We start from the raw sequence: 26,248 nt of genomic DNA, 5'->3' as shown, positions 1-26,248 counted from the left end.
GAGGCCCGGGCACACAAAACCCCGAGCTTTGAAAGCATTCGCTTTCAAAGCTCGGGGTTTCGCTGTTACTTAGATGCGTGCTGCAGCCAGACGAGCGCCCTCACCGAGCGACTCGAGCTTGGCCCATGCGATCTGCGGGTGCACGCGGCCGCCGAGGCCACAGTCGGTCGCCGCGATGACGCGCTCGGGGCCCACAACCTTCGCGAAGCGCTCGATGCGCTGTGCGACGAGCTCGGGGTGCTCGACGAGGTTCGTCGAGTGACCCACCACGCCGGGAACGAGTACGAGGTCATCGGGAATGATGTCCTTGTTGTCTTCCCATACCGACCACTCGTGCTCGTGGCGCGCGTTGGCGGCCTCGAACGAGATCTGGCCGACGTTGGCGCTCAGCACGGTCTTGAGGATGTGCTTCAGCTCGATGTCGGTGGTGTGGGGGCCGTGCCATGAACCCCAGCACAGGTGCAGGCGCACGAGCTCCTTGGGCAAGCCCTTGATGGATTCGTTGATCGCGTCGATGCGAATCTGCGTGAACGCGAGGTAGTCCTCGATGCTCGGCTCGGGGTTGATCTGATCCCAGTTCTCAGCGAGCGAGGGGTCATCGAGCTGCACGATGAGGCCCGCGTCGGTGACGGCCTTGTACTCTTCGCGCAGTGACGCCGTCCAGGCATCGATGTGTGCCTGCTCGGTCGGGTAAAACTTGTTGTCGATGCGCGCGGCCGAACCGGGAGCGATCGCGGTCAAGAAGCCCGTCTCGCCGGCCTCGAGGGCGGCCGATAGGTTCTTGGTGTCGGCGGCGATGGCGGCCTGGCCGGTGTAGCTGATGGGGCCGGTCGTGGCGGGGAACTCGGTGGCGTTCTTGCCCGTCGAGATGCCGCTCGAGGGATCCTGGTACGCCTCAGCGAAGATGCTCCAGTCGCGACGATCGGGGAACGAAGTGAGCTGCACGTTGCCGGGCTCTGAGCGCACGGGCTCCTGCGTGTAGATGTTCTGGCCGGTCAGTGACAGGCCAGCGTTGCGCTGGAACGAGTATGCCCACCAGGCACCGTAATCGACCGCGTTCGACATGGCCTTGCCGAACTCGCCGTCGCCGGGCTGCGTGATGCCGGCGTTGCGCTGACGCTCAACGACGTCGCGCACGGCCTCGGCCACGAGGCCTTCGTACTCGGGCGTCGACTTCAGCGTGAAGCCGTCGTCCTCGAACGTGCGTGCAGCGTTCGCGTCGATGAGGGCCTGCGTGCGAGGCAGGCTTCCGGCGGTGGTCGTCTCAATCTTCGTCATGCTTTGAAACTACAGATCGCGCGCCCACCGCCCCAATTAGGTGACGCCAGATGACAGCTCACCCCTTCAGGTCGGGGAAGTCTTCCTCGCGCCACTCATTCGGGTTGCGTTTGCCGAGCTCGTGCACGCGTTCTTCGCGCTGCCGCAGCTCGACCCGGCGAATCTTGCCCGAGGCGGTCTTGGGCAGTTCAAAGAACTCGACCCGGCGCACCCGCATATAGGCGGGCAGGGCCACCCGGGCGTGCGCCAGAATGGCCCGCGCGGTGTCGGCATCGGGTTCGACGCCAGCGGCCAGTGCCACATACGCCTTCGTGATGTTCAGCTTCGTGTCGTCGGGAGCACCCACGACCGCCGCCTCGGCAACGAGATCGTGCTCGAGGAGCGCGCTCTCCACCTCAAACGGCGACACCTTAAAGTCACTCGACTTAAAGATGTCGTCGGTGCGGCCCACAAACGTCAGCACGCCATCTTCGCTCTGCACCGCAACATCGCCGGTGTGAAACAGGCCGCCCTGAATCGCCTGGTCGGTCGCCTCGGGGTTGCCGAGATACCCGGTCATCAGGTTGACGGGGCGCGATCCGGGCTCGCCCATGCGCAGGCAGATCTCGCCCTCGCTCGTTTCTGCGCCGGTGAGCGGATCAATCAGCGCGATATCGACGCCGGGCAGCGCGCGCCCCATGGCGCCCGCGACCACGGGGTCACCTGGCATATTCGCGATCAGGGCCGTGGTTTCGGTCTGGCCGTAGCCGTCGCGAATTTCGAGCCCCCACCACTCCTTGATGCGCGCGATCACCTCGGGGTTGAGGGGCTCGCCGGCCGAGACGACCTCGCGCAGCGCGCGGGGCTTCTCGGTGAGATTGTGCTGAATGAGCATGCGCCAGACGGTGGGCGGGGCGCAGAACGTAGCGACTTCGGCGCGATCGAGCTCGGCAATCAAATGCGCCGGATCAAAGCGGGGCGAGTTCACCACGAAGACCGTGGCGCCCACGTGCCAGGGGCCAAAGAAGCTCGACCAGGCGTGCTTGCCCCAGCCGGGGGCACTGATGACGAGGTGGGTGTCGCCGGGGCGCACGCCGATCCAGGCCAGGGTCGTGAGGTGCCCGAGCGGGTAGCTGACGTGCGAGTGCTCAACGATTTTGGGCAGGCTCGTAGTGCCCGAGGTGAAGTAGATAATCGCGGCATCATTGCTGCCCGAACGGTTGGGAATCGCGGCGGTGCCCGCGGCGCGCGACTCTTCGTAGCGCTCCCAGTCGTACAGCAGGGCGCGCTGGTCTTGGGTGCCGGCTTCGAGGCCCACGCCCACACCGCGGTAGCGGCCGGGTACGCCCGCAAATTTGACGGCGTCGTTGGGGCCGGCAAACACCCAGTTCACGCCGCCGCGCTTGATGCGGTCGGCGAGCTCGGCGGCGCCGAGCACGATCGACGTCGGCAGGATCGCGACGCCCAACTTCATCGCGGCGAGCATGATTTCCCACAGCTCAAACCGGTTATCGAGCATCAGCATCGCGACGTCGCCCTTGCGCACGCCGATGCCGCGCATCCAGTTGGCGACCTGATCTGAGCGGCGGCGCATCTCATCGAAGCTGATCTTCAGTTCGCTGCCGTCGCGCTCAGAGATCCACAGCGCGGTCGTGTCGTTGCCCGTGGCGATGACGTCAAAGACGTCGTGCGCCCAGTTGAAGTGCGCGCCCACATCGGGCCAGCGAAACTCGCGCCTAGCGCGATCGGGATCGCCAGCCAGACTCAGCAGCTGGTCTCGGGCCGCAAGAAACGTCAGTGTCGCGTCAGTCATGTGCCCATTGTCTCGCGATCTGGGGCATGCGGCGACCGCCGGGGCCGAGGCGTCGGCCCCGGCGGCCCCCGGCAGCGCGCTATCGCCGTGCGATTAGCTGGTGAAAACCGTGTGCAGTTCGTGGTCGCCCAGCGCCTCGCGCCCGCCCAGGCCCTCAATTTCGAACAGCACCGCGGTGCCCGCAACCTCGTAACCCAGCTGCTCCATCAGATCGTGCGCGGCGGCCAGCGTGCCACCCGTTGCGAGCACATCGTCAAGGATCAGCACGCGGGTGCCGCGCGGGAAGTCGCCGTGGGCTTCGATGACGGCGCTGCCGTACTCGAGCGAGTACTCAACGGTCACTGCGGGGCGGGGCAGCTTGCCCGCCTTGCGCACCGGCATCAGACCGGCACCGCTCGTGTATGCGGCCGCGCTTGCAAAGAGGAACCCGCGGGCCTCGAGGCCGGCGACGACATCAAACTGGCCCGCAAACGGGGCGATCATGGCGTCGACCGTGGCACGCAGCGCGTCACCATCGGCGATCAGCGGGGTGATGTCTCGAAAGATAATCCCCTCGCTGGGGTAATCAGGAATCTCGAGAATCAGGTCTTCGGCGCGGGCAAGGGCAAGCTGTGCGGTTGTTTCGGTCACGCTCTAGGATACCCCCTCGTGGCGACCCGCCCGGGGAACGCCCTTTTGGGGCGCTGATTTTTGCTTTACAGCAGGCTCGTGTAATGTTTAACGAGTTGGCAAGCCAATAAGCGCCCGTAGCTCAGCTGGATAGAGCGTCTGACTACGGATCAGAAGGCCAGGGGTTCGAATCCCTTCGGGCGCACAGTAGCAAAAACACCCGGTGTGAAAATCATTTCACACCGGGTATTTTTGCGTTTGCGGGTGGTGGCGCGATCGAGATCTGGCGCGCCGGGGATCGCAGCGAAGCGCGTTCACAACTACGCTCGTGTAAGGTTTATCGAGTTGGCAAGCCAATAAGCGCCCGTAGCTCAGCTGGATAGAGCGTCTGACTACGGATCAGAAGGCCAGGGGTTCGAATCCCTTCGGGCGCACCAGATACGCAAGATGCAAAAGCTCCGGCACGAGAAATCGTGCCGGAGTTTTTACTTTCCCGCTATCGCAGCTTTCTCGGCGCAGACCATCTACATGGTGTGGGCGGTATCTTGCACCTCACCGACAAGCTCCTCGATGATGTCCTCCAGAAAGAGCACCCCGGTGATTTTCGCCGCAGCATCGCGAACGCCGGCGATATGCACACCCCTCGCTCGAAGCGCATCCATCGCGTCTTCAAGATCATCTGCGCGGGAAACCTCGGGCAGTGCGCGCGTCAGCTCGGCGGGCACTGGCGCGTCGATCGCCTCCTGCGTCGTGAGCACGAGGATGTCCTTGATGTGCAGGTATCGGGCAGGCGACCCGTCTGGGCCCTGCAGCACGTATCGGGAGTATCCGTGCGCAGACACCGCTTGCTGCACCTGACGTGGTGTCACATCAAGCGGGAGCTGGACGATCTGAGACAGGGGCACTGCGACGTCGCTCACGCGCTTCTCGGTGAACTCGAACGCGGCCGAAAGCGTGCCCCCGGTGTCTTCCAGGGTGCCTTCACGGGTGGACTGCTCAACGATCGTCGCCACCTGATCGAGCGTGTATGCGCTCGTGGCCTCATCCTTTGGTGTGACGCCAAACAAGCGCAACACCATGTTGGCGACCCAGTTCAGCGATTTGATCACCGGGCTCACAAGCTTTGACACAAACACGAGGGGCGGCGCGAGCAGCAGAGCCGCCCGATCCGGAACCGAGAAAGCGAGGTTCTTCGGCACCATTTCGCCAAAAACCACGTGCAGGAAGGTGACGAGCAAGAGGGCAACGACGAACGCCGTGATCGAGACCATCTCGGCCGTCAGCCCGGTCCATGCCAGCAGCGGATACTCGAGCAGGTGGTGGATCGCCGGCTCAGAAACGTTCAAGATGACGAGCGAGCACACGGTGATGCCGAGCTGGCTCGTGGCAAGCATGAGCGTGGCATGCTCCATTGCCCACAGCGTGGTCTTTGCGGCCTTGCTCCCCTCGGCCGCTCGGGGTTCGATCTGCGAGCGTCGCGCAGAGATCACCGCAAATTCAGCGCCCACAAAGAACGCATTCACCACCAGCAACACAACTAGCCAGATCAGGCCGGGCAGGTACTCGTTCATCGCTCGGCTCCTTGCTCGAATGCGTCCATCATGCCGTCCCTGGTGCTGCCAAACACGGGGTCTGACGCGGGGTCGTCAGAAAGGTATTGCACCCGGGTGATGCGCGATCCATCGATACTGTCGACGCGCAACCGACCATGCGTGAGCGGAATTTCCTCGCCGAGATCTGGGATGCGCTCGAGCACATCGAACACGTAGCCTGCGACGGTCTCATATTCTTCGCTCTCAGGCACTCTGATTCGGGTGCGGTCAAAGAGCTCATCTGGGCGCAATGAAGCCGAAAACAAGATGCTGTTGTCGCTTCGAATGATCTCGTCTTCGGGTTCATCATGCTCGTCATGCACTTCTCCGAGCAGTTCTTCCACCAGGTCTTCGAGGGTGACGACGCCTGCGGTGCCGCCGTACTCGTCGACCACAACGGCGAACTGGAACCCCCGGCGACGCAGCACCTCGAGCATTGATCCCACGCCAGCCGTTTCGGGCACCCGAATTGCTTCCGACATGCAGTCAGTCACCGGGGTGAATTCGCGTCGCTCAAAGTCGATCGCATACGCCGATTTCACGTGCACGACGCCGAGTATGTCATCGACGCTGTCACCCACCACCGGAAACCTGGAGTACCCCGTCTCTGCCGCGAGGCGCACGACGTCTGCGGCGGTCGCCGTGCGCGGCAGCATTTCAGCGAGCACACGAGGCGTCATCACCTCTTCAGCCGTGTGAGACGAGAACACGAGAGTGCGGTGCAGCATCGCAGCGTCGTCGTGGTCGAGCGCGCCCTCGAGCGCAGAACGGCGCACCAGAAAGCTCAGTTCTTCTGCGGTGCGGGCGCCCGAGAGTTCTTCCTTTGGTTCGATCCCCATCGCTCGGATCAACCGGTTCGCCGTGCCATTCAGCAGCGCCACGATCGGGCGAAACACCCAGGTGAAGGCGATCTGAAACGGAATAACGAGCTTCGCCGTTGCCAACGGCACCGCGAGCGCGAAGTTCTTCGGAATCAGCTCGCCCAGAATCATCGAGAACAGCGTTGCGATCACGATCGATACCACTGCTCCGACTCCTGCGACTGCGGAAGCGGGCACGCCCAGCCCCAGTAACGGTCCACTCATCAATGAGGTGATCGCCGGCTCGAACGTATAGCCGGCCAGCAACGTGGTCAGCGTGATTCCCAGCTGCGCTGCTGACAAATGCGTCGAGGTAATCTTCAACGCCGAGATCGTCGGCCCCAACCGTTTCTCGCCACGGTTGCGTCGCTGTTCGAGCTCTGGCCGATCGAGACTCACCAGCGCAAACTCTGATGCCACGAACAATCCGGTGCCGACCGTTAAGAGGACACCCGCCAGGATGCCCCAGATTTCCCCGGTCATCGCTCACCCCCAACAAATGCTGAACGGGTGAGCCGCGGTCTATGGCCTTCAGTGTCATCCATACCCAGAAACGATAACGACGCAACCCGAGAAATCGCCTTTATTTAGATCTCAAGATCCTTCCAAGGCCCCATCTACCCTGTTTATCCGAATCAAGATGATCCCATGATGGATCATCCGAGCGATTCCCGGTAGGCTGATAGCGTGCTTCCCAATGTTGACTTAGAGACTCCAACCCTCAAGCCCTGCTCGATCATGGACAACCCGTTTACCTCAGACCTGACGTGGCTGATGCATCGCGCTGTGCAAGTCCTCACCAACGACTTCGACGCCGTCTGCGCAGAGGTCGGATTGAAGGACATGCGAGACACTCTCGTACTCGCGGTGTGCGGCGATGGCATTGACCGCACCCAGATCGAGATTGCTGAGACACTCGGGCTTGATAAGACAACGTTGATGTCGATTCTCGACCGCCTCGAGAAACAAGAGTTCCTGGTGCGAAACACCGATCCGCGCAATCGTCGCGTGCGCATTCCCTGCACCACCCCCGCTGGGCAGAGCGTGCTCGACGAGGCGCTTTCCCGGCGAGACGAACGCGTTTCCAACACCCTCAGTGACTTCAACGAGGACGAGATCGGCGCACTCCGCACGCAGCTCTGGCGCATCGCCACAGCACGCTGAACTTCACCGCCCTCATCGTCAACACCATGCAGTAGTCAGCATCTCAATCAAGGAGTTCTATCGTGTCGGTCAGCACCCTGCCCACCACTGAAAAAGTCGATTTCTGGTTTGACCCGATCTGCCCGTTCGCTTGGGCCACCTCACGCTGGGTGGACGAAGTCTCTACCGTGCGCAGCATCTCAGCTGACTGGCACGTCATGAGCTTGTCAGTGCTCAACGAGCACAATGACGTTGACCCCGAGTACCGCGCGATGCTTGACGCGAGTTGGGGCCCGGTGCGGGTCATCACCGCGGCAGCCGCCGCTCACGGCACCTCAGTGATTAAGCCCCTCTACGACGCCATGGGAACCGCGATCCACGTTAACGGCACCAAGGATCTTGACGAGGTCATCGCTCAGGCCCTCACGCAGGTGGGGCTGCCCGCTGAACTTGCGGCGGCCGCCACCACTGATGCGCACGATGCAGATCTGCGCGTCAGCCACAGCGACGGCATCAGCCGCGTTGGCCAAGACGTGGGCACCCCCGTCGTGGCAGTTAATGGAGTGGCGTTCTTCGGCCCGGTGATCACCCGCATCCCCCGGGGCGAAGCGGCTGGGAAGCTCTGGGATGCGACCGTCGCCCTTGCCGAATACCCGTATTTCTTTGAGATCAAGCGCAGCCGCACCGAGTACCCGCAGTCCAGCTAACCCCGCCTGACCCGACATCGGTGCCCTGAGTGTGACGCTCAGGGCACCCGTTCGGCCTCTCCCCCATCTTGATTTGTTCCCCCGCCTCTTCGACAGATTGAAGCACTCACTATGACTCATTTTGACCTCGTCATCATCGGTACCGGCTCTGGCAATTCGATCCCGGGCCCCGAATTCGATGGCCAGTCCATCGCAATCGTTGAAGCTGGCCTCTTTGGCGGAACATGCCTGAACGTGGGCTGCATCCCCACCAAGATGTTCGTGCACCCAGCAGAGCTCGCCGATGCCGCACGGCAGGGCAAGAACCTCGGCGTCGATGCCCAGCTGAATGCGGTCGATTGGCCCGGCATTCGAGACCGGATCTTTGGCCGTATCGATGCGATCGAAGCTGGGGGTCGCGAATACCGCGAAGGACCCGAAAACCCCAACGTCACCGTATTCTCGGGGCACGGGCGATTCACCGGAATGAAAACCCTGAGCGTTGACCTGCACGACGGCAGCACCACCGAGATCACCGGCGACCAGTTCGTGTTGGCTGCCGGTGCGCACGCGGTGATCCCTGACGTTCCCGGGCTGGTGGACGGCGCGGCCCCCTTCCACACGTCAGACACCATCATGCGCATCGATGAGCTGCCGAAAAGCATCATCGTTCTCGGTGGTGGATACATCGCCGCAGAGTTCGCTCACGTGTTCTCATCGTTCGGGGTGCAGGTCACCCAGATTGCACGCGGCCACCAGCTACTCAAATCCCAGGATCAAGACGTGGCAGCGCTCTTCACGACTGAAGCGGCCAAACGCTACACCGTGCTGCTCAACACGCAGGTCTCAGAGGTGCGCCCAGCTGACACCGGTGTTGAGCTGAGTGTTGACGGCCCCGAGGGCGCCCAAACGTTGCGGGCTGATGTGCTGCTCGTGGCGACCGGCCGCCAGCCCAACGCTGAGCGGTTGGCGGTTGAGCTGACCGGCGTCGCGCTCGATACCCACGGGCGCGTCGTTGTCGATGAGTACCAGCGCACCAACGTCGAGGGCATCTTCGCGCTGGGTGATATTTCAGCTGCGCACCAGCTCAAGCACGTCGCAAACCATGAGGCGCGCGTCGTGAAGCACAACCTGAAGCACCCTGACGCCCTGATTGCCTCAGATCACCGGTTTGTTCCGGCCGCAGTGTTCACGAACCCGCAGATTGCCTCGGTGGGAGTGACCGAGCACGAAGCGATCACGCGCGGCATCGCCTACGTCTCGAAGACTCAAAACTATTCAGATATTGCTGCAGGCTGGGCCCGCGAGGATCACGGCCACTTCTTGAAAGTGCTCGCAGACCCCGCAACCGGTCTGCTGCTCGGTGCCCATGCCATTGGCCCCGAGGCAGCAACGATTATTCAGCCGCTGATTCAAGCAATGTCATTTGGGCAGACGGCACACGATGTCGCCACGAAACAGTACTGGATCCATCCGGCGCTGTCTGAGCTCGTGGAAAATGCGCTGCTGGGTTTGCCCGCGCCGCTCGACGCCCCCTCGGCCTCGACGAGCGCCAACTAAGCAAGCAAGCCAAGACACCATCCGTCAACAACGGCCAGCACGCGCAAGCGTGCTGGCCGTTGTTGTTGATCCGGCGCCGCCTCAGCCGGTCTTCGCGAGCGTAGACAGTGCGCTGAGGGCAGTCACATCCAAGATGGTGACCTGGCCCCGATCCTGTTGCGAGATCACCCCCGCATCGGTGAGCTTGCGCAGTTGACGGCTGAGTGACTCTGGGGTGGTCGACATCAGCGAGGCGATGTCTTTCTTCGCCAGGGGCAACGTAACGTGCACGGCTGCATCGTTGCCTGGTTTCGCCGGCAAAGAGAGCAGGTAATCTGCGAGGCGCGAACTCACGTTGCCAGAGATGACGGTTGCGAGCCGAGCTTCGGTGTCGTCCAAACGCTGACTGACGCCCTGCAGCATCTGCAGCCCGATGCTCGGGTGCTTCTCGACGAGCCGACTGAGGTCTGCATGCCGAAAGACACACAGCTCGGTGTATTCCAGCGCTTCCGCCGCGTGTTCGGGGGTCGCGCCGGTGAGGAACGCCGATTCTCCGATGAAGTCACCAGGGCCGAGCACTCGAATCAACTGCTCGTGCCCGGCCAGGCTGGTGCGCGAGATTTTCACTTTGCCGGTGTGCACCGCCATCAGCTGCGACACGTTGGAGCCTGCCGCATAGACCTGCTCGATGGCGTCTAATCTGACGGTGCGTGCAAACCCCGCGACCTCCAGCTGTTGGGTACGCGTCAGCCCGCGAAACAGCGGTACTCGAGCCACACACAGCTCGCCCGACTGGTCACCCTGCACCTCGGTTGCCACAGACAATGACGGGGCCTCTCCTTCAGTTGGGTAGTTCGCCGCAACCATCGCGTTGCTCACCCTCAGCTTGCCATGATGGGTGCGCTCGTGCGGGAGCGTGATGCTCGCGCCTGCGACATGCTCGTGTCGCCGTTGGCGTTACGCAGCAGCCGCATCGCGTTCAGAATGACCACGAGCACCGAGCCTTCGTGCACCAGCATGCCCATCGACATTGTGACGCCGCCAGAAAAGACGCCGACCAGCAGTACGATCACGGTGAGCAGCGCAATGGCAATGTTTTGGCGCATCACGTTCACCGTGCGCTTGGCGAGGTGAATCGCCTCGGGCAGTTTGAGCAAGTCGTCACCCATCAGGGCGATGTCTGCCGTTTCGACGGCCACCGCCGAGCCTGCTGCCCCCATTGCCACCCCAATGTCAGCGGTGGCCAGCGCGGGGGCATCATTCACGCCGTCGCCCACCATCGCCACGGTGTGCCCGTCGCGCTGCATCTGCGCGACGGCGTCGAGTTTATCTTCGGGCAGAAGCGACGCATAGATCTCATCGATACCGGTTGCCTTGCCGATCGCTTCGGCGACCAGCCGGGTGTCGCCGGTGAGCATGACGACTTTTTCGACGCCGGCGGCGTGCAACCGCCTGATCATTTCAGGGGCGTCCTCGCGAATGGTGTCGGCGACGCCAATCACGCCGAGCACCGCGCCATCGACCGCAACGATCATCGGGGTTTTGCCCGCGGCCGCGAGGTGGTCGGCGGCGGCTGCCGCGCCCGCGTCATTGACGATGCCGTACTGGGTCAGCAGCGGGGCGTTGCCGACCAGCACGCGCTTGCCGTCAACTTCGGCCACGATGCCCTTGCCCACCACCGGTGTAACTGAGCCCGGGATCCCCCGGGGGTACACCCCTTCAGTGCGGGCAGTGTCAAGGATGGGGCGGGCGAGGGGGTGCTCTGATCCGGCCTCTGCGGCCGCAGCCCAGCGCAGCACCTCGCGGCGATCGAGATGCGCGTCAAGCACAACCACGTCGGTCAGCTGCGGGCGCCCCTCGGTCAGGGTGCCGGTCTTGTCCACGGCCACGGCCGAGATTTTGGCCGATGTTTCAAGATACTCGCCGCCCTTGATGAGAATTCCGTTGCGGGCGGAGCGGCCAATACCCGCCACGATCGCCACCGGAATCGAGATCACGAGCGCACCGGGGCAGCCGATGACCAGCAGCGTGAGCGCAAGCACCACGTCGCCTGAAAGCAGGCCAGCCACGAGGGCGAGCACCATCACGGCTGGGGTGTACCACTTCGAGAACCGGTCAATGAAGGCCTGCGTTTTTGCTTTGGCGTCTTGCGCTTCTTCGACGCGGTGAATGATGCGAGCGAGGGTCGTGTCGGCCCCCACACCGGTCGCCATCACCTGTAAGAACCCGCCGCGCGAGATGGTGCCAGCGAATACGTGGGCTGACTTAGTTTTTTCAACCGGGATCGATTCACCCGTGATCGAGGCCTCATCGATCGCGCCCGAGCCTGACACCACCTGCCCGTCAACGGGCACCTTGGCACCGTTCTTGACCAGTACGATCTCGCCCATGCGCACCTGGTGCGCGGCGATCTCGACCTGCTCGCCATCGCGCAGCACCACGGCGGTATCGGGCGCGACGGCCACGAGCTCAGCAAGTGCTGCCCGGGTCTTATTCATGGTGCCAATTTCGAGGGCGTGGCCGACAGCGAAGAGGAAGGTGACGGCGGCCGCTTCCCAGAAGTTGCCGATGAGGGTCGCGCCGATCGCCGCAATCGAGACGAGCAGGTCGATGCTGATGAACTTGACCAGCAGCGCGCGCACGGCCTTCACCACGATGCCGTAGCCCGCCACGATTACCGCGGCCAACATGAACACGTTCGCGAGGGTGAAGACGAGGCCCGACCCGTGAGCGTGCTCACCCGCATCAACCCACCACTTGGGGCCGACCGTCACATTCCACGCTCCATTGAGGAGGTGCTCGGCCCCAAATGACACGAGAATGAGCAGACCAGACACCACCGAAATAAACCAGTTGCCGTATCGCCACGTGCGCAAAGCCTTCACGAGTGTGCTGCCTTTCGAATCAGGAACGTATCGTGTGATTGACCGTAGGGTTTAGAACGCAGCAGCCTTCGACGAATAGCCCGCCTTCGTGACCGCCGCAATCAGCTCGTCGACCGACGTCTTGGCTGCGTCATGATCAATCTCGACACGGCCCGATGCGAAGTGCACCGTCACGTTCTCGACGCCGTCGAGCCGACCGACCTGTTTCTCGATCTTGGTGACACAGGACGGGCATGAGAATCCCTCGGCGCGAAGCAGCGTGTGGGTGGTGTCAACAGCATTCGTCATGGTGATTCCTTTCACGTCACCCCGGTTGCGGGGTGTGGCCAGGCGACTCCTTGGCCGTCACTATGCACGCTACCGACCGGGTCACACTTCGGCCTTGACGCAGGTCAAGTCACCGTGTGCCGCGCCACCGAAGATTGCCGGGTCAGGGTGTGCCGCCGCGCTGGCCAGCCAGGCTCACGGCGCACCAGAGCGCAGACGCGGCGGTGATCGCGGCCACCAGCACCACCGGCAACCAGGCGGTGCCGGCGATCAGCAGGCCAGCGGTCGCGGTGCCCGCTGATCCGGCGGCGATTTTGAGCGCCCCGACCCAGATGAACACCTGGCCACGTGACTGCGCGGGAGCGTACTCGCTGCGTGCCGCGAGCGTGGCGGCGAAGAATAGCGCGTTGACGATGCCCGTGGCCGCGAACGCTGCGAGCAGGGTGGCCAGGTTGGGCATGGCGATCACGGTGGCCAGCGCGAGCGCCACGGTGAAGGCCAGCACAGCCGTGAGTTTGTCGGCGTCGCCCCGCAGCGGCCAGATCATCAACAGCACAGACCCCGCGAGGTTGCCCACGCCGTACCCCGCGATCAGCGTGCCGGCCAGCGCGGCGCCGCCCAGTACCGGGCCCACCACCACCGCGTAGATCGGCAGCACCGCCACCGAGAATGCCACCACCACGGTGAGGCCCAGCGTGCGTCGCAGCGGCCCAGAGCGCAAGATTCCCGCGAGCGTGTGCATTGGCGAGGGCACGCTCGCGGCGGCAAGCTGCCCGGGCTGGCGGGGCAGGGTGAGCACCGCAGCAGCACCGACCACGGCAGCGCCGGCTAACAGCAGGGTGGCCGCCAGCGGGCTCACCGTTGCTGCCGCCCACGCGACCACGGCCGGGCCCAGTGTGCCGCTGAAGCCGTAGCTCGCCACATCCCAGCCTTGCGCCCGCCGCTGGCTCAGCTGCGCAGGCCCCGCGATCGATGGCAGGCGACTACTGACCCCGCCGGTGAGCATCGGCCCGAAGAGCCCCGACACGATCAGCAGCAGCGCGGGGACCACCGGCCAGGTCACCGGCAGCAACAACGCCGCGATGGCCAGCAATACGCCGTGGATCACGGCGGCGAGCGCGATGATCTTGCGGCCGTCTGGTGCGGTATCGAGGCGGCGGGCAATGAACGGGCCGAACAGGTGTGGGGCCGTAATCGATGCCCCGAGCAGCCCCGCGACCCAGCCCGGTTGCCCCGAGGTCTGCGCCAGCAGCACGATGGCGACGATCGCGCCGCCGTCGGCCGAGCGCACCAGGGTCGCCGCAAGCACATACCGTGCTAACACGGCACTGCGACGCCCACCGTTGGGGCTCGTGTTCGTGCGGTTACCGGCGTCGCTACTGGCCAAGGCCGAGTTCTTGCACGACCCCGGCGACGCGTGCCCGGTCGCTGTCGGTCAGCCCCTGGATGGGGAGCGGCAGGCTATGGTGCGGGGCGAGGCCCAGCTGCTCGGCAATTGCGGCGACCACGCGCAGGCTGCCGCCAAACTCGGCGAACAGCTGCCACAGGGGCGCAAGCCGTGCTGAGGCGGCCTCAGCATCGGCCGGGCGACCTGCTTGCGCCGCCCGGGTGATGGCCAGTGCGGGGGCGGGCAGTGTGCCACCGATCACCGAGTACCACGCGTCGCACCCGGCGTTGAGGCCGGTAGCGGCGAACGCGTCACCCGAGACACCGATCGTGATGTGGCCGGGCACGGCCGCCCGAATAGCATTCACGTGATCGCGGGCTTCGGCCTGGTCAACGGGCACCCCGGGAATCTTGATGGAGGCGACCCCGGGCAGCCGGGCGATGCGACCGTAGAGCTCGGTGTTGAACGTGAAGTGTGTGGTGCCCGGGTTGTCGTAGACCACGACTGGCAGCTGGGTGTGCTCGCTCACCGTGTGAAATAGTTCGTAGACGTCGTCGTCGGTCAGCGCCTGATAGGTCATGGGTGCCAGCAGCAGCCCGTTCGCTCCGGCGGCCGTTGCACGGTCGATGTTTTCGAGCACCTGCGAGGTGCGCAGTGCACCGATGCCCACGATGACCGGCGTGCCCTGCGCGTGCTGCACCGCGAGCTGGGCCACTCGCGCGCGCTCGTCTGCGGTGAGATAGGCGTACGAGCCGGTCGAGCCAAGCACGGTGATCGAGTCGACGCCGGCTTCGGCGAGACGCCGAATCAGCCCGGTGAAGGCGGCCTCATCCACCCGGTCGTTGTGCAGCGGGGTGAGCGGAAACGCGCTCAACCCCGTAAACGTCATCGGCGATACCGCTGGCGCAGCGGCCCCGTTGTCGGCGCCATTGGGGCCCTGCTGCGGCGTTGCACTGGGTGACTGGATCATTGGGGGTCCTGTTCTGTCAGCGGGTGCGCTTCGAGCCAGGCAAGCACCTGTTGCGCGTGAGTATTGGGCGGAAAAATGGGGTAGAACACGTGCTCAATGACGCCGCCGGTGACCACCAGCGTGAGGCGGGCATAGAGCCGGTCGTGCCCGGGGGCTGCGAAGGTGGGCAGCTTCAGTGCCGCGCCCAGCGCAAACTCTTCGTCAGAGATCATTGCGAAGGGCAGGCGCAGCCGTGCGACGACCTCGGCCTGGTACTGCGGTGTCTGGCTCGACAGCCCAAACACGTGTTCGACGCCGGCGTCGCGCAACAGCGTGAAGTGGTCGCGAAAATCGCAGGCCTCGGTCGAGCAGCCGCGCGCCCCCGGGATCGCGTTCCAGCCCTCAGGCAGATCGACACCGGGTTTGCCCGTAAGCGGGTAGAGGTAGATCACCGAGCGCCCCGCCCCCAGCCCGGCCAGCTCAACGGCCTCGCCGCCGCTGGTGGGGAGCGTAAGTGCGGGCAGCGCCATGCCGGTCAGGTGACTGGCGGCACCGTCGTCTGCCGGCACGGGGAGCCCCTCGGGGAGCGCCGTGTAATCGGCGGGTGCTGGGGCTGCTGCTACCTCCAGGACCGCGGGCGCTTCGGGTACCTCAGAAAATGACCGCCCCGCGCTGTGCTCGAGCCGATGCTGCAGGGCGGCCCGTCGAACCGATAGCGCGCTGATCATGTGGTCGAGTTCGGCGACCGTGTCTTGGTACACGGCGAGCGAGCTGACGCACTCGTCACCGCGCTCGTGCCCCAGGTCGAGGCATTCTAGAAAAGGTGCCGCTTTCAGCGGGGAGATACCGATCTCGCCCAGCTCACGAATCTCTATCACCGCGCGAACGTGATCGTCGGTAAACGAGCGGTACCCGTTCGATTCACGAACGGGCGTGATCAGGCCGAGCTGTTCGTAATACCGCACGGCCTTCACCGTCACCCCGGCCAGGCGCGCGAGTTCTCCGATGTGCATGTGCACCTCCTGCGAGAACCATAAACCCTCCCCTTAGGGTCAGGGTCAAGTTGGGGCTACCGCCCCACGCTGATGAGGCCAGATTCGTACGCCGCCACCACGATCTGGGCGCGGTCGCGCAGACCAAGCTTGCCCAGCACCCGAGACACATGCGTTTTCACGGTCTGCTCGGCAAGAAACAGCTCCTGCGCGATCTCGGCGTTCGATCTGCCCGAGGCAATCAGCGTCATCACCTCGAGTTCACGCGTGGTGAGCGCGGCGAGCATCGTCGAGTTTTCGCGGGGTGCCGGCCGTGCCGCATAGTCGGCGATGAGCTTGCTGGTAATCGATGGCGACAGCAGCGCGTCACCTGCGGCGACGACCCGCACCGCCGACACGAGGGCGTCTGCGGTGGCATCCTTCAACAAGAAACCGCTCGCGCCCGCTCGCAGCGCCGAGAACACGTACTCGTCGGCGTCAAAGGTCGTGAGCATGATGACCCGCGGGTGTTCGTCGCCAGGCATCCCCAGCACGGCACGGGTGGCGTCGAGCCCATTCATGCGCGGCATGCGAATGTCCATCAGCACCACATCGGGCCGTGCCCGCCGCACAAGCGCCACGGCCTCGCTGCCGTCAGCGGCGCTGCCCACCACCGTCATATCGGATTGCGCCGACAGCAGCGCACCGAAGCCCTCGCGCACCATCGCTTGGTCGTCGACAATCGCGACGCGAATGGGGGCCTGGTCTGCTTCAGCTGGCTGCATAGTATCGATGATAACGAGCGGCACACGTAAAAAGATCCCCCGCGAGTATCCCCCGCAGTCACCCCCACGGGTGATGTGCGGGCGCTAATACGGCCCGTAGCGTGAGCATCATGCACCCCTCACTGTCCACACCGACTGCGCCCGCAGCGCCAGCCCCCAACACCGCACAAGTAGCGCCCGACCTCCAAATACGCGAAGCTGACGGGGTGACCAAAGTTCCCCGCGCGACCCCCGGCAGGCCGATCTACTCCCCCAAACAGGTCGCCAAGGACTACGCCTACGTCGCGCCCGGGTTCATCATCTCGCTGATCGCGTTCACTGTGCTGCTGCCGCTCACCGCGCTCGCCTTTGGCACGCTCGTGGTGTGGGTGGGCGCCCTGTTGCTGCCCTGCGCGCTGCTGCTCGCTTCACTGCTTGCCCGCATCTCGCGGGCCCGCCTGCACTGGTGGGGCGCCGAGCTCGCCCCGGTGCAGTACGCCCCACAGCGCCCCGGCATCACTGGGCTGCTCGGCCTCATGACTGAACCGCGCAGGTGGCTTGACCTCGTATTCGAGGCGCTGATCGCGTTTCCGCTACGCCTCTTCACGTTCGTGGTCATGGCGACCTGGACAGCGGGCGCTCTCGGCGGCATCTCGTACCCGCTGTGGGTCGGATACGTGCCGCGCGATGAGCTCACCGCGGTCGTCTCGAAGTGGCTCACATTCGGGGCGCTCCCCGACGAGGTTGCGCACTCGCTCGCACTCGACATCGGCGCGAATGTCGTCAGTGGCGTCATCTTCCTCGTCACGATTCCGCTCGTGATGCGCGGGCTGGCACGCCTCGATGCCGCCGTCACCGCGGCCGCACTCGGCGGTGCACCCGCGACCTCAGGTGCCGCAGCGAGCCCCGCTGCCCTGCCCGCAGGCGCCAACCCCGCCACGCTGCCAGCCGCCCCCGGCGCCATCCCCGCGTCGAACATCTCGCGATCCGGATGGACCCTGATCGTCACGAGCACCATCGCCCTCATTTCGGTCGCGATCAACTGGCCGCTCTTGGCGTCGCTCTACGGCGTGCCCGTCGTGATCGCCATACTCCTCGCGCTTGCGGGCGCGGCAGCCCTGGTGACGGTGCCCCGCTGGCCGGTCATCGGCATCGCCCTGCACACGGTCGCCACCCTGGTCGTTGCGGTGTTGTGCGCGCACGTCGCCTCGGCCCCCGCGCCCTGGCCCGTCATGATGCTCATCGTGCAGGCCCTGCTGGTGCTGCTTGTCGCGCTGCGGCGGCCGTGGCCGTGGGCGCTGGCGGCGTGGGTGATTCCGCAGGTTGGGGTGCTGCTCGCCACTGTGCTGCTGGCTCTGCCGCAGGGCATGGGGTCGGCGTCGAGGGCCAACATCATCGTGTCGGCGAGCGTCTCGCTCGCCGCGGGCGTGCTCGGTGCGGTGCTGCGCCAATTGGTGACGAGCCGCGGCGCATTGCGCGCCGAGCGACTCGCGGCCGAAGGCCTCACCGAGCAGCGTCGGCAGCTCGATGAGCGCACCCGCATCGCGCAAGAACTGCACGACGTCGTGGCCCACAGCATGTCGGTTATCAGCGTGCAAGCGATGACCGTGAAGTACCGCCTGCCCGAGATGCCGGCTGATGCCGAGCACGAATTTCACACGATCGAGCAGTCGTCGCGGCAGGCGCTGTCTGAGATGCGGGGTCTCCTCGGGCTGCTGCGCTCACCCGAGGATCGTGAGACCCTGCAGCTCGCCCCGCAGCCCACGCTCACCGATATTCCCGCGCTGGTCGCGGCCACCCGGCACTCGGGCGCGCAAATCTCACTGCGCATGCCCGAGGCGGCTGCGGCGCTCGAAACGGTGCCAGCGGCGACCGGCCTCACCGCATTTCGCACAGTGCAAGAGGCGCTCAGCAACGCGGTGCGGCACGCCCCCAGATCCCCCATCGAGGTCACCGTGCAGCTCGCCGCGGGCCGGGCTTCGGGCCACGGCGAGGTCATGGTCGAGGTCATGAACGGAGCTGCCGCGGGCGCGTCCCCTGTGTCCTCCCCCGGCGCGGGCCTCGGGCTCGCCGGGCTGACCGAGCGCGTGCAGGCCGTCGGTGGCGCGGTGATGCACGGCGCGACCGACGCGGGCGGCTTCTTCGTGCGGGCCGAACTCCCCGCGTAACCCTGCCCCGGATCAACGCAACCAGCCCGGGTGGCTGAGCCATTTTGGCTCACCCACCCGGGCTGATGTGATGCACGCGGCGGCGCATCAGCGTTGCGACGCGTTAGGCGTTGCGACGGCGGCGCGCGAAGAACACGAGCCCGGTGCCTGCGGCAACAATTGCTGCGGCGATAGCCGCGAAGATACCCATCGATGCGGCCTGGCCGGTGGCGGCCAGCTTCGCACCGGTGTCGCCGGGCTTAACGGTGTCGCCGGGCTTGGTCGTGTCGGCGGGCTTGTCGCCCTGCGCCGAGCCAGTCGCGTTGGCCTCAGCCTGCTTCGCGTCAGCTGCCGCGGTGCCCGAGCCGTCTGCAACGGAGCCCGCTGCGTCAGCTGCGCCCTGAGCGTCAGCTTCCGCACCCTGGGCAGCGCCCTCGGCCTCTGCTCCAGCAGCGCCAGCGCCACCCTGTGCATCGGCTTCAGCGCCAGCGCCGTCAGCGGCGCCCTGTGCGTCGGCCTCAGCACCCGCAGCATCGGCGGTGCCCTGCGCGGCGGTCACGGTGAGCGGCTGCTGCACCTCTGAACCATCAGCGCGCACCACTACGAGGGTGTGGTCGCCAGCTTCGGTCGCGGCGGGGATCTCAATGTCGGCCCCGATTGAGCCATCGAGCCCTGCAGACAGATCGGCCAGGTGCTGCACGGTCGAGCGCAGCTCAACGCGCAGCGCTTCTTCGGCCGTGAACCCGGTGCCCGAGATGTTGATCGTGTCACCGGCGGCGACCTCGCTGGCCGAGAGCGTCAGCTCTGCGGGGATCGGGGCGTCGGGCTGGGTGACTCGCACCTGGTCGATGGCCCAGAAGGCGCTGTTGACGCCGGCGTATGAGAACTGCAGGCTTACGGTCTTGGGCAGCTGACCGTTCTCGCCGCGCGGCAGCTCGATGGCGAGGCGCTCGATCTTGTTCACGGGGTTCTCACGCGTGCCGTCAGCGGGGTATTCGATGAGCTTCTGGCGCTGTGCACCTGATTCCTCGTCGAAGTAGGCCCACACGGTGGCGCCCTGCGGGCCATCAACTGCGTAGTCAGAGACGAACGACACATCAACCGTGCTTGCACCGTTGAGCTCGTACGCGGGGGTTACCAGCGTCGAATCGAACTTGTTGCTGCTCTTATCGCCCGCATCATCCCACTCATCAGAGTCGGCGACGGCGAACACGTTGCGTGAGCGCACGTTGTTTTCGCGGTTCTGCCCGAGCTCGACGTTCGAGAAGAAGTCATCGGTCATGAACGTCCAGCCGTGAAACTCGGGGGTGCCGCCGGTGGGCATCTTCGAGTTGTCAACGCTCCAGCCCTCGGGCGCCTGGTTCGTCCAGCCGAGCAGCCGCTCGGGGCCGGTCTCGGTGACGGCCGTCTGCAGCACCGGGCGCAGGGTGTCGAAGTCGTCGGGGATGATCTGGTCGACGGTGAGACCGTCAAGATCCCACGTCGGATCGTTCGCGATGCCCACGTGACCCAGCACGATGGGGGCAATATCGGTGATCTTCACGTCGTCACGCACGAGGCCGGGCGTCATGCCCGTGCCCTGCGCGATGACGTGGGTCTTGCGCTCGAGCTTGGTGGGGCCGCCGTGGCCGCCCGTGGGCTTGTGGCCGTGATCGGCGGTCACCACGATGAGCCAGTCTTCGTTGGCGTAGGTGGGGCGCTCCTTGACGGCCGCCACCATTTCGCCGATCTGGGCGTCAGCGCGGTCGAGCGCGACGAGGTATTCGGCCGAGCTTGAACCGTAACCGTGGCCCACACCGTCAACCTCGTCGAGGTGCACGAAGATGTCGTCGGGCTGGCCGGTGGTGAGCTGCTCAACCACGCGGGCGGTGGTGCCCTCATCGTTGCCGCCCTCAACGCGGGTGTCGACGCCGCCACCGAAGATGGTCGTCGCGATGGGGCCCCAGGTGCCGGCCACGAACGTGGCGCGGTCGGGCAGGTTCTGCTCGACGCGCGTCAGGTAGTCGGGGTACTGGTCGTAGTGCGGGTTCGAGAAGCTGTTGTCGGGCACGCCGTGCTTATCGGGCCACACACCCGTGGCGATGGTCGACCATCCGGCACCTGAAACCGTCTGCGCCATGGGCGAAGCCGGCAGGTTGCTCGCGGCGGTGAGGCCACCGGCCTGCAGAGCCTTCACGTTAGGCATGTTGGCCTGGGCCATCACGTCAAAAGAGGCGCCGTCTACGCCAATCACGAGAGTTTTCGGGGTGAGCTGCGTTGCGGGGGCGTCATTCGCCAAGGCGGGCGCTGCAGCGCACACACCAGTGATGCCGAGCAGCAGAACGCCGAGCGATGCACCTATCGCGGTTTTCCTCACGGGGGAATCTCCAAGCTGTGTTGAGATGTTCTCAAATTCGGATGGCGCGCGAAGTTGCTGCGCCACCACACAGTTTCGCCAGTCACGACCATCCCCGACAGAACACACCGAGACAGCACACACTCTTCCGTTCTGCGTCACTCGTCGTTCAACTTTTCAACTGGTCTCCCCGCGCACCCGACACGCACGCACCCGTGCCCACCGCCCTCAACTCTCATATGGGTTCTCGACTGACACCAGACCTGAAAAAGGTGATCGTGAACACTAAAAACCTCGCCGCCACGCCGAACCTCACTCGCGCACACGACCACCTACTTTTTAGGCTGAAAGTGCACAACACCCGCCAATCAATTAGGTTATAACGTGCACCCCGCATGCCACTCACACGGAGGCAACATATGACACCGCAGCACACGAAGGAGATACACTCCAGCGTTCCCCCGCAGCACGCCGAGCGTCGGCGAAGGGGCTGGGGCTGGACCCGCATCGTTGTTCCTGCTCTGCTCATCCTGTTGTGGGTGGGGGCCGGCAGCATCGGTGGCCCCTACTTTGGCAAGGTCAGCGAGGTCTCCTCCAACGACCAAACCACCTACCTGCCCAGCTCGGCAGATGCCACGCAGGTGCAAGAGCGGCTCGCAGACTTTCGCGATTCTGAGGCCATTCCCGCGGTCGTCGTGGCCGCGAGCGAAACACCCCTCAGTGACAGCGAACTCGCTGAGCTCACCGACGCGGTCGCGGCGCTACCCGATACCGTCCCCGGCATCGGCGCCGATCTCTCGCCGCTGATCCCCTCTGAAGATGGGTTGGCCGCGCAGGCGTTTGTGCCGATCGACGGGTCTGAACCCGTTGATGAAACGGTCGCGGCCATCGGCGACGAACTGCGTCAGGCTGCCCCGCCGGGCGTCGACGTGTACGTCACCGGCCCCGCCGGATTCACCGCCGACCTGGTCAACGGGTTCGCGGGCATCGACGGCATTCTGCTTGGCGTCACGCTGCTCGCCGTGCTCATCATTTTGGTGATCGTGTACCGCTCGCTGCTCTTGCCCGTCGCGGTGCTCATCACGAGCGTAATGGCGCTGACGGTCGCGCTGCTCGTCAACTGGTGGCTCGCCAAATGGGGCCTGTTTATGCTCTCGGGGCAGACCCAGGGCATCCTGTTCATTCTCGTCATCGGCGCCGCCACCGACTACTCGCTGCTCTATGTGGCCCGCTACCGCGAAGAGTTGCGCGTCATGGCCGATCGCGGCCAGGCCACGAGGCAGGCGCTGCGCGGCTCGATCGAACCCATTCTGGCTTCGGGCGGAACGGTGATCGCTGGCCTGCTGTGCCTGCTGCTCTCAGACCTCAAGTCGAACAGTTCGCTGGGCCCGGTCGCTGCGGTCGGCATCGTGTTCGCGATGCTCGCCGCCCTCACCCTGCTGCCCGCGCTGCTGTTCTTGTTTGGCCGCGCCGCATTTTGGCCGCGACGACCCCGCTTTGATCCGGATCAGGTGGCCGCCGAGCAGGCGAGCCCGCGCGGCGCGTGGGCCACGCTCGCGAAGAAGATTCGCGCCCACCCTCGCCCCATTTGGATCGTCACGGTCTTGGTGCTTATTGCCGGGGTTGCCGGGGCGTCGCAGCTCGATGCCACCGGGGTGCCGCAGTCAGACCTCGTGCTCGGCGCGAGCGAGGCGCGCGACGGCCAGCAGGCGCTGGGCGAGCATTTTCCCGGCGGATCGGGCAGCCCCGTGTATGTACTGACCGAAGAATCTGAGCTGCAGCAGGTCGCCGATCTGCTGCTGAACACCGCAGGCGTTGACGGCGTCAGCGTCACCGCGGCAGACTCCCCCAGCGGCACGGCCCCCATCACAGTCGATGGCATTACCGCGTTTGGGCCGCCCGGCACCCCGGCCCCGCAGCCCACCGTCGCCGCGGGCGACGTGCTGCTGCAGGCCACCCTGCTCGATGCCGCAGATTCGTCAGCGGCCGAGCAGACCGTGCGCGAGCTGCGCAGCGACCTCGCCGGCACCTCGGCCGTCGTGGGCGGCGTCACCGCGACCGCGATTGACACCAACGATGCCTCGATTCACGACCGCACCCTGATTATTCCGGTGGTGCTGCTCGTGATCACGCTGATCTTGATGCTGTTGCTGCGCTCGATCGTGGCCCCGCTCATTTTGGTGGCCACGACCGTGCTGTCGTTTGGCACGGCGCTGGGGGTGGCCGCGCTCGTGTTCACCCACGTCTTCCACTTCCCCGGCGCAGACCCGGCGGTGCCGCTGTATGGGTTCGTGTTCTTGGTGGCGTTGGGCATCGACTACAACATCTTCTTGATGACCCGGGTGCGCGAGGAATCCCTCGAGCACGGCACCCGCGAGGGCATCGGTCGCGGCCTCACCATCACGGGCGGGGTCATCACCTCGGCCGGGCTCGTGCTCGCGGCGACATTTGCGGCGCTCGCGGTGATTCCGATTCTGTTCCTCGCCCAGATCGCGTTCATCGTGGCGTTTGGTGTGCTGCTTGACACGTTCATCGTGCGCTCGCTACTGGTGCCCGCGCTCGCGACCGATATCGGTCGCACGCTGTGGTGGCCGTCGAAACTCGCACGCGGCAAGAAGTAAGAAACGCACTTCGCCCCGGTGACATCTTTAGATGTCGCCGGGGCGAAGTGTTTGTGCTGCCTACGCAGTCACGCAGTGAAGTTACCGCATGACGGGGTCGGCGTCGCCCGCGTTCAACCACGCGAGTTCGTCGCGGGTCGGCAGCGACTCCCAGTCGCCCAGGCCGGTGCATGCGAAGGCCCCGCAGGCTACCGCGGTGTCGAGGCACTCCTGCAGCCCCTTGCCCTGCACGTGCTCGGCCAACCAACCGGCCACGAACGCGTCGCCCGCGCCCACCGTGTCGACCACGCTGATTTTAGTGGCGGGCATGCGCAGCCGCTCGCCCTCACGGGTGGCCGCCACCGCGCCCTCGTCACCCAGCTTGATGACGACGATCGAGGCCTCGCCGAGCGCGAAGAGCGCGTCGATCTGGCGATCGACGTCGGTCTCACCGACCAGCAGTTCGGCCTCGTCCTCACCCGCAAAGATGAGGTTCACGCGCTTGGCGATTTCGCGGTACACTGCACCGGCTTCTTCGCCGCTCTTCCACAGCGTTGAGCGGTGGTTCACGTCGAAGGAGACGGTGCGGCCCGCGGCCTGGGCGGCATCAATCGCCGCGTGCAGGGCGCTCGTGGGCACCTCGCCTAGGCCAGCGGTGATGCCGGTGATGTGCAGCACCTGCGCCGAAGCGATGGCCTGCTCATCGATTGCGGCGGGGCTCAGCTGGCTGCCGGCCTGCCCACGACGGTAGTACGCGAGTCGGCTCTGGCCGGGGAAGGGTCGCTCCTTCACCATCAGCGCGGTGGGCACCTCGTCATCGCGGGATTCGTACGTCGTGACGCATTCGGCACGAAGCTCGCGAAGAATCAGCTCACCGATCGCGTCACGCCCCAGGCGTCCCATCCAGGCCGAGTTACCGCCGAGGCGCGAAACCCCGATGGCGACGTTACTTTCGGCCCCGCCAAAGGAGAGCTCGAGTGCACTCCCGCGGCGCAGCTTGCCGTTTTCGGCCGCGGTAATGAGCGCGAGGCTCTCGCCCAGTGTGAGGACGTCGTGAAGCGTGGGGAGGGACATTAGGCGGTTCCGTTTCCAATTTGCGCAGCGAGCGCCGCAATCTCATCAACGCTGGGGGCTTCAACGATCCAGCTACCACTGGCGGCAAACACCGAGGGGTGCGCCAGGTAGTCGGCCACCGTGGCGGGGTTCACGCCGCCAGACGGCATGAACTGCATGTCGCGAAAGACGCCGGCGTAGGCCTTAATCAGGTTCAGGCCACCGAAGTTACCCGCGGGGAACAGCTTGACCTTGTGCAGGCCCATCGCGCGTGCAGCCTGAATTTCAGACGGGGTGAGCGTGCCGGGAATGATCGGCACCCCCGCATCCTGCACAAACTTCACAACCTCGGGGTCGAGCCCCGGGGTGACGACGAACGAGGCGCCCAGGTCGAGCACCTTGCGGGCTTGGTCGACGCTCAGCACGGTGCCTGCGCCCACCGTCAGGTCGCCGCGATTGGCGAACTGTTCGAGGGCCGCGAGACCGAGGTCGCCGCGAAGCGCCACCTCGACCACGGGCAGCCCGCCCGCGACGAGGCCGTCGCCGACGACCGCCACCCGGTCAAGGTCTGAGATCGCGGCGAGCGGAACGACCTGAAAGTCGAAGACGCTGCGTGCTGCGGCGCTCAACGGCCGAGCCATCCGCCATCGACCGGCAGCACCGTGCCGGTGACGTAGTCGGCTGCGCGGCTCGCGAGGAACACTGCGGCACCGCCGAGGTCTGAGGCTTCGCCCCAGCGACCCGCGGGGATGCGCTCGAGGATCGATGCCGAGCGGGCTGCGTCATCGCGCAGGGCCTCGGTGTTGTCGGTGGCGATGTAGCCGGGGGCGATCGCGTTCACGGTGACGCCGCTGGCGGCCCACTCGTTCGAGAGTGCGCGCGTCAGGCCGAGGATGGCCGACTTTGCTGCGGTGTAGCCGGGAACGTTGATGCCACCCTGGAAGCTCAGCAGGCTTGCGGTGAAGATGACCTTGCCGCTGCCGCGCTCGATCATCTTCTTGCCGATGCTCTGCGTGAGCACGAACTGGCTGTCGAGGTTGACGTCGATCACTTCGTCCCACCACTCGAGGGGGTGCTCGGCTGCGGGGGCGCGGCGAATCGTGCCCGCGTTGTTGACCAGAATGTCGGCGCGGTCGCTCACGAGATCAGCGAAGGCCAGCACGGCCTCGCGGCTCTTGAAATCAACGGCGTGTGCTTCAAAGTTGCGGCCGAGTTCGCGCACGCGCTTCTCGATGGCGCTGCCCTCAAGCTCCTGCGTGGCCGAGGCGGCGATGATGTCGGCGCCTGCAGCGGCGAGTGCTTCAGCGATGGCGAAGCCGATGCCGCGGCGTGCGCCGGTGACGACTGCGGTGAGGCCGGTGAGGTTGAACAGTTCATTCATGACTTCTGTG

21 protein-coding genes and 2 tRNA genes are annotated in these 26,248 nt (G+C 65.3%); 7 read left to right on the top strand and 16 right to left on the bottom strand.

Annotated elements, in window-relative coordinates; genetic code table 11:
* Positions 1 to 69: 69 nt before the first annotated feature.
* The 3 genes from JOF28_RS10295 to JOF28_RS10285 all read right to left on the bottom strand — a co-directional run bounded on the left by JOF28_RS10295 (position 70) and on the right by JOF28_RS10285 (position 3,700).
* Positions 70 to 1,278 carry a cobalamin-independent methionine synthase II family protein gene (locus JOF28_RS10295; protein ID WP_209705671.1) on the bottom strand — a complete coding sequence of 403 codons (1,209 nt, stop codon included), beginning with the start codon at positions 1,276 to 1,278 and terminating at the stop codon, positions 70 to 72.
* 58 nt (positions 1,279 to 1,336) lie between these two features.
* The gene (locus tag JOF28_RS10290; RefSeq protein WP_209705670.1) at positions 1,337 to 3,070 is read right to left on the bottom strand and encodes an AMP-binding protein; all 1,734 of its coding nucleotides are present in this window, start codon (positions 3,068 to 3,070) and stop codon (positions 1,337 to 1,339) included.
* Between the two features lie 93 nt (positions 3,071 to 3,163).
* The gene (locus JOF28_RS10285) at positions 3,164 to 3,700 is read right to left on the bottom strand and encodes an adenine phosphoribosyltransferase (RefSeq protein ID WP_209705669.1); all 537 of its coding nucleotides are present in this window, start codon (positions 3,698 to 3,700) and stop codon (positions 3,164 to 3,166) included.
* Between the two features lie 110 nt (positions 3,701 to 3,810).
* Here JOF28_RS10285 and JOF28_RS10280 point away from each other — a divergent pair.
* Positions 3,811 to 3,884 (top strand) — tRNA-Arg (locus tag JOF28_RS10280).
* A 155-nt stretch (positions 3,885 to 4,039) separates the two neighbouring features.
* Positions 4,040 to 4,116, top strand: a tRNA-Arg gene (locus JOF28_RS10275).
* Positions 4,117 to 4,203: 87 nt separating this feature from the next.
* Here JOF28_RS10275 and JOF28_RS10270 read toward each other — a convergent pair.
* A complete protein-coding gene (locus JOF28_RS10270; RefSeq protein WP_209705668.1) occupies positions 4,204 to 5,250 on the bottom strand; it encodes a hemolysin family protein in 1,047 nt (348 codons plus the stop codon).
* On the bottom strand, positions 5,247 to 6,614 hold the full coding sequence (locus JOF28_RS10265; RefSeq protein WP_209705667.1) for a hemolysin family protein: 1,368 nt from the start codon (positions 6,612 to 6,614) through the stop codon (positions 5,247 to 5,249). The genes JOF28_RS10270 and JOF28_RS10265 overlap by 4 nt, the downstream gene beginning before the upstream one ends.
* A gap of 204 nt (positions 6,615 to 6,818) precedes the next feature.
* Between JOF28_RS10265 and JOF28_RS10260 the strand changes: the two genes are divergently transcribed.
* The 3 genes from JOF28_RS10260 (at position 6,819) to JOF28_RS10250 (ending at position 9,520) form a co-directional block, all read left to right on the top strand.
* Positions 6,819 to 7,295, top strand: coding sequence for a MarR family winged helix-turn-helix transcriptional regulator (locus JOF28_RS10260; RefSeq protein ID WP_209705666.1), 477 nt, complete (start codon positions 6,819 to 6,821; stop codon positions 7,293 to 7,295).
* Positions 7,296 to 7,357: 62 nt separating this feature from the next.
* Positions 7,358 to 7,981: a mycothiol-dependent nitroreductase Rv2466c family protein gene (locus tag JOF28_RS10255; protein ID WP_342452146.1), complete on the top strand. Its 624-nt coding sequence runs from the start codon at positions 7,358 to 7,360 to the stop codon at positions 7,979 to 7,981.
* 111 nt (positions 7,982 to 8,092) lie between these two features.
* Positions 8,093 to 9,520, top strand: a complete 1,428-nt coding sequence (locus JOF28_RS10250; RefSeq protein WP_209705665.1) for a mycothione reductase — start codon at positions 8,093 to 8,095, stop codon at positions 9,518 to 9,520.
* A gap of 81 nt (positions 9,521 to 9,601) precedes the next feature.
* Here JOF28_RS10250 and JOF28_RS10245 read toward each other — a convergent pair whose 3' ends face one another.
* The 7 genes from JOF28_RS10245 to JOF28_RS10215 form a co-directional block, all read right to left on the bottom strand.
* Positions 9,602 to 10,318 (bottom strand): Crp/Fnr family transcriptional regulator, encoded by a 717-nt coding sequence (locus JOF28_RS10245; protein ID WP_342452191.1) that lies wholly within the window; start codon positions 10,316 to 10,318, stop codon positions 9,602 to 9,604.
* Positions 10,319 to 10,380: 62 nt separating this feature from the next.
* Complete coding sequence (locus JOF28_RS10240) at positions 10,381 to 12,384, bottom strand: heavy metal translocating P-type ATPase (protein WP_209705664.1); 2,004 nt, start codon at positions 12,382 to 12,384, stop codon at positions 10,381 to 10,383.
* Positions 12,385 to 12,435: 51 nt separating this feature from the next.
* Positions 12,436 to 12,672 carry a heavy-metal-associated domain-containing protein gene (locus JOF28_RS10235; RefSeq protein WP_209705663.1) on the bottom strand — a complete coding sequence of 79 codons (237 nt, stop codon included), beginning with the start codon at positions 12,670 to 12,672 and terminating at the stop codon, positions 12,436 to 12,438.
* Between the two features lie 142 nt (positions 12,673 to 12,814).
* Positions 12,815 to 14,038 carry an MFS transporter gene (locus JOF28_RS14555; RefSeq protein ID WP_245189928.1) on the bottom strand — a complete coding sequence of 408 codons (1,224 nt, stop codon included), beginning with the start codon at positions 14,036 to 14,038 and terminating at the stop codon, positions 12,815 to 12,817.
* Positions 14,028 to 14,927, bottom strand: coding sequence for a dihydrodipicolinate synthase family protein (locus JOF28_RS10225; RefSeq protein WP_209706999.1), 900 nt, complete (start codon positions 14,925 to 14,927; stop codon positions 14,028 to 14,030). Before JOF28_RS10225 ends, JOF28_RS14555 begins: the two co-directional genes overlap by 11 nt.
* A 77-nt stretch (positions 14,928 to 15,004) precedes the next feature.
* Positions 15,005 to 16,000, bottom strand: a complete 996-nt coding sequence (locus tag JOF28_RS10220) for a MerR family DNA-binding transcriptional regulator (RefSeq protein ID WP_209705662.1) — start codon at positions 15,998 to 16,000, stop codon at positions 15,005 to 15,007.
* Positions 16,001 to 16,056: 56 nt separating this feature from the next.
* On the bottom strand, positions 16,057 to 16,743 hold the full coding sequence (locus tag JOF28_RS10215) for a response regulator (RefSeq protein WP_209705661.1): 687 nt from the start codon (positions 16,741 to 16,743) through the stop codon (positions 16,057 to 16,059).
* Between the two features lie 206 nt (positions 16,744 to 16,949).
* On the opposite strand from JOF28_RS10215, the gene JOF28_RS10210 reads away from it, so the two are divergent.
* Entirely contained in the window at positions 16,950 to 18,890 is a 1,941-nt protein-coding gene (locus JOF28_RS10210; protein WP_209705660.1) for a sensor histidine kinase, read from the top strand.
* 103 nt (positions 18,891 to 18,993) lie between these two features.
* Here the strand turns inward: JOF28_RS10210 and JOF28_RS10205 are convergent, their stop codons facing one another.
* Positions 18,994 to 21,225: an alkaline phosphatase family protein gene (locus JOF28_RS10205; protein ID WP_209705659.1), complete on the bottom strand. Its 2,232-nt coding sequence runs from the start codon at positions 21,223 to 21,225 to the stop codon at positions 18,994 to 18,996.
* Positions 21,226 to 21,623: 398 nt separating this feature from the next.
* Between JOF28_RS10205 and JOF28_RS10200 the strand changes: the two genes are divergently transcribed.
* The gene (locus JOF28_RS10200; protein ID WP_209705658.1) at positions 21,624 to 23,825 is read left to right on the top strand and encodes an MMPL family transporter; all 2,202 of its coding nucleotides are present in this window, start codon (positions 21,624 to 21,626) and stop codon (positions 23,823 to 23,825) included.
* Positions 23,826 to 23,906: 81 nt separating this feature from the next.
* Here the strand turns inward: JOF28_RS10200 and JOF28_RS10195 are convergent, their stop codons facing one another.
* The 3 genes from JOF28_RS10195 to JOF28_RS10185 are packed head-to-tail and all read right to left on the bottom strand — an operon-like array spanning position 23,907 to position 26,238.
* Entirely contained in the window at positions 23,907 to 24,878 is a 972-nt protein-coding gene (locus tag JOF28_RS10195) for a sugar kinase (protein ID WP_209705657.1), read from the bottom strand.
* Complete coding sequence (gene eda / locus JOF28_RS10190) at positions 24,878 to 25,486, bottom strand: bifunctional 4-hydroxy-2-oxoglutarate aldolase/2-dehydro-3-deoxy-phosphogluconate aldolase (RefSeq protein ID WP_209705656.1); 609 nt, start codon at positions 25,484 to 25,486, stop codon at positions 24,878 to 24,880. Before eda ends, JOF28_RS10195 begins: the two co-directional genes overlap by 1 nt.
* A complete protein-coding gene (locus JOF28_RS10185; RefSeq protein WP_209705655.1) occupies positions 25,483 to 26,238 on the bottom strand; it encodes an SDR family oxidoreductase in 756 nt (251 codons plus the stop codon). The genes eda and JOF28_RS10185 overlap by 4 nt, the downstream gene beginning before the upstream one ends.
* Positions 26,239 to 26,248: the final 10 nt, after the last annotated feature.

The organism is Leucobacter exalbidus (assembly GCF_017834145.1).
In the GTDB taxonomy this organism is placed as follows: Bacteria; Actinomycetota; Actinomycetes; order Actinomycetales; family Microbacteriaceae; genus Leucobacter; species Leucobacter exalbidus.
Note: the sequence above shows the minus strand (reverse complement) of the source record. Positions and strands in the feature narration are given on the sequence as shown.

Coding starts and splice junctions, on each gene's coding strand:
- JOF28_RS10295 (WP_209705671.1), bottom strand. CDS start 1,278: ATGACGAAGATTGAGACGACCACCGCCGGAAGCCTGCCTCGCACGCAG.
- JOF28_RS10290 (WP_209705670.1), bottom strand. CDS start 3,070: ATGACTGACGCGACACTGACGTTTCTTGCGGCCCGAGACCAGCTGCTG.
- JOF28_RS10270 (WP_209705668.1), bottom strand. CDS start 5,250: ATGAACGAGTACCTGCCCGGCCTGATCTGGCTAGTTGTGTTGCTGGTG.
- JOF28_RS10265 (WP_209705667.1), bottom strand. CDS start 6,614: ATGACCGGGGAAATCTGGGGCATCCTGGCGGGTGTCCTCTTAACGGTC.
- JOF28_RS10250 (WP_209705665.1), top strand. CDS start 8,093: ATGACTCATTTTGACCTCGTCATCATCGGTACCGGCTCTGGCAATTCG.
- JOF28_RS10235 (WP_209705663.1), bottom strand. CDS start 12,672: ATGACGAATGCTGTTGACACCACCCACACGCTGCTTCGCGCCGAGGGA.
- JOF28_RS10225 (WP_209706999.1), bottom strand. CDS start 14,927: ATGACGTTTACGGGGTTGAGCGCGTTTCCGCTCACCCCGCTGCACAAC.
- JOF28_RS10220 (WP_209705662.1), bottom strand. CDS start 16,000: ATGCACATCGGAGAACTCGCGCGCCTGGCCGGGGTGACGGTGAAGGCC.
- JOF28_RS10215 (WP_209705661.1), bottom strand. CDS start 16,743: ATGCAGCCAGCTGAAGCAGACCAGGCCCCCATTCGCGTCGCGATTGTC.
- JOF28_RS10200 (WP_209705658.1), top strand. CDS start 21,624: ATGACACCGCAGCACACGAAGGAGATACACTCCAGCGTTCCCCCGCAG.
- JOF28_RS10195 (WP_209705657.1), bottom strand. CDS start 24,878: ATGTCCCTCCCCACGCTTCACGACGTCCTCACACTGGGCGAGAGCCTC.
- JOF28_RS10185 (WP_209705655.1), bottom strand. CDS start 26,238: ATGAATGAACTGTTCAACCTCACCGGCCTCACCGCAGTCGTCACCGGC.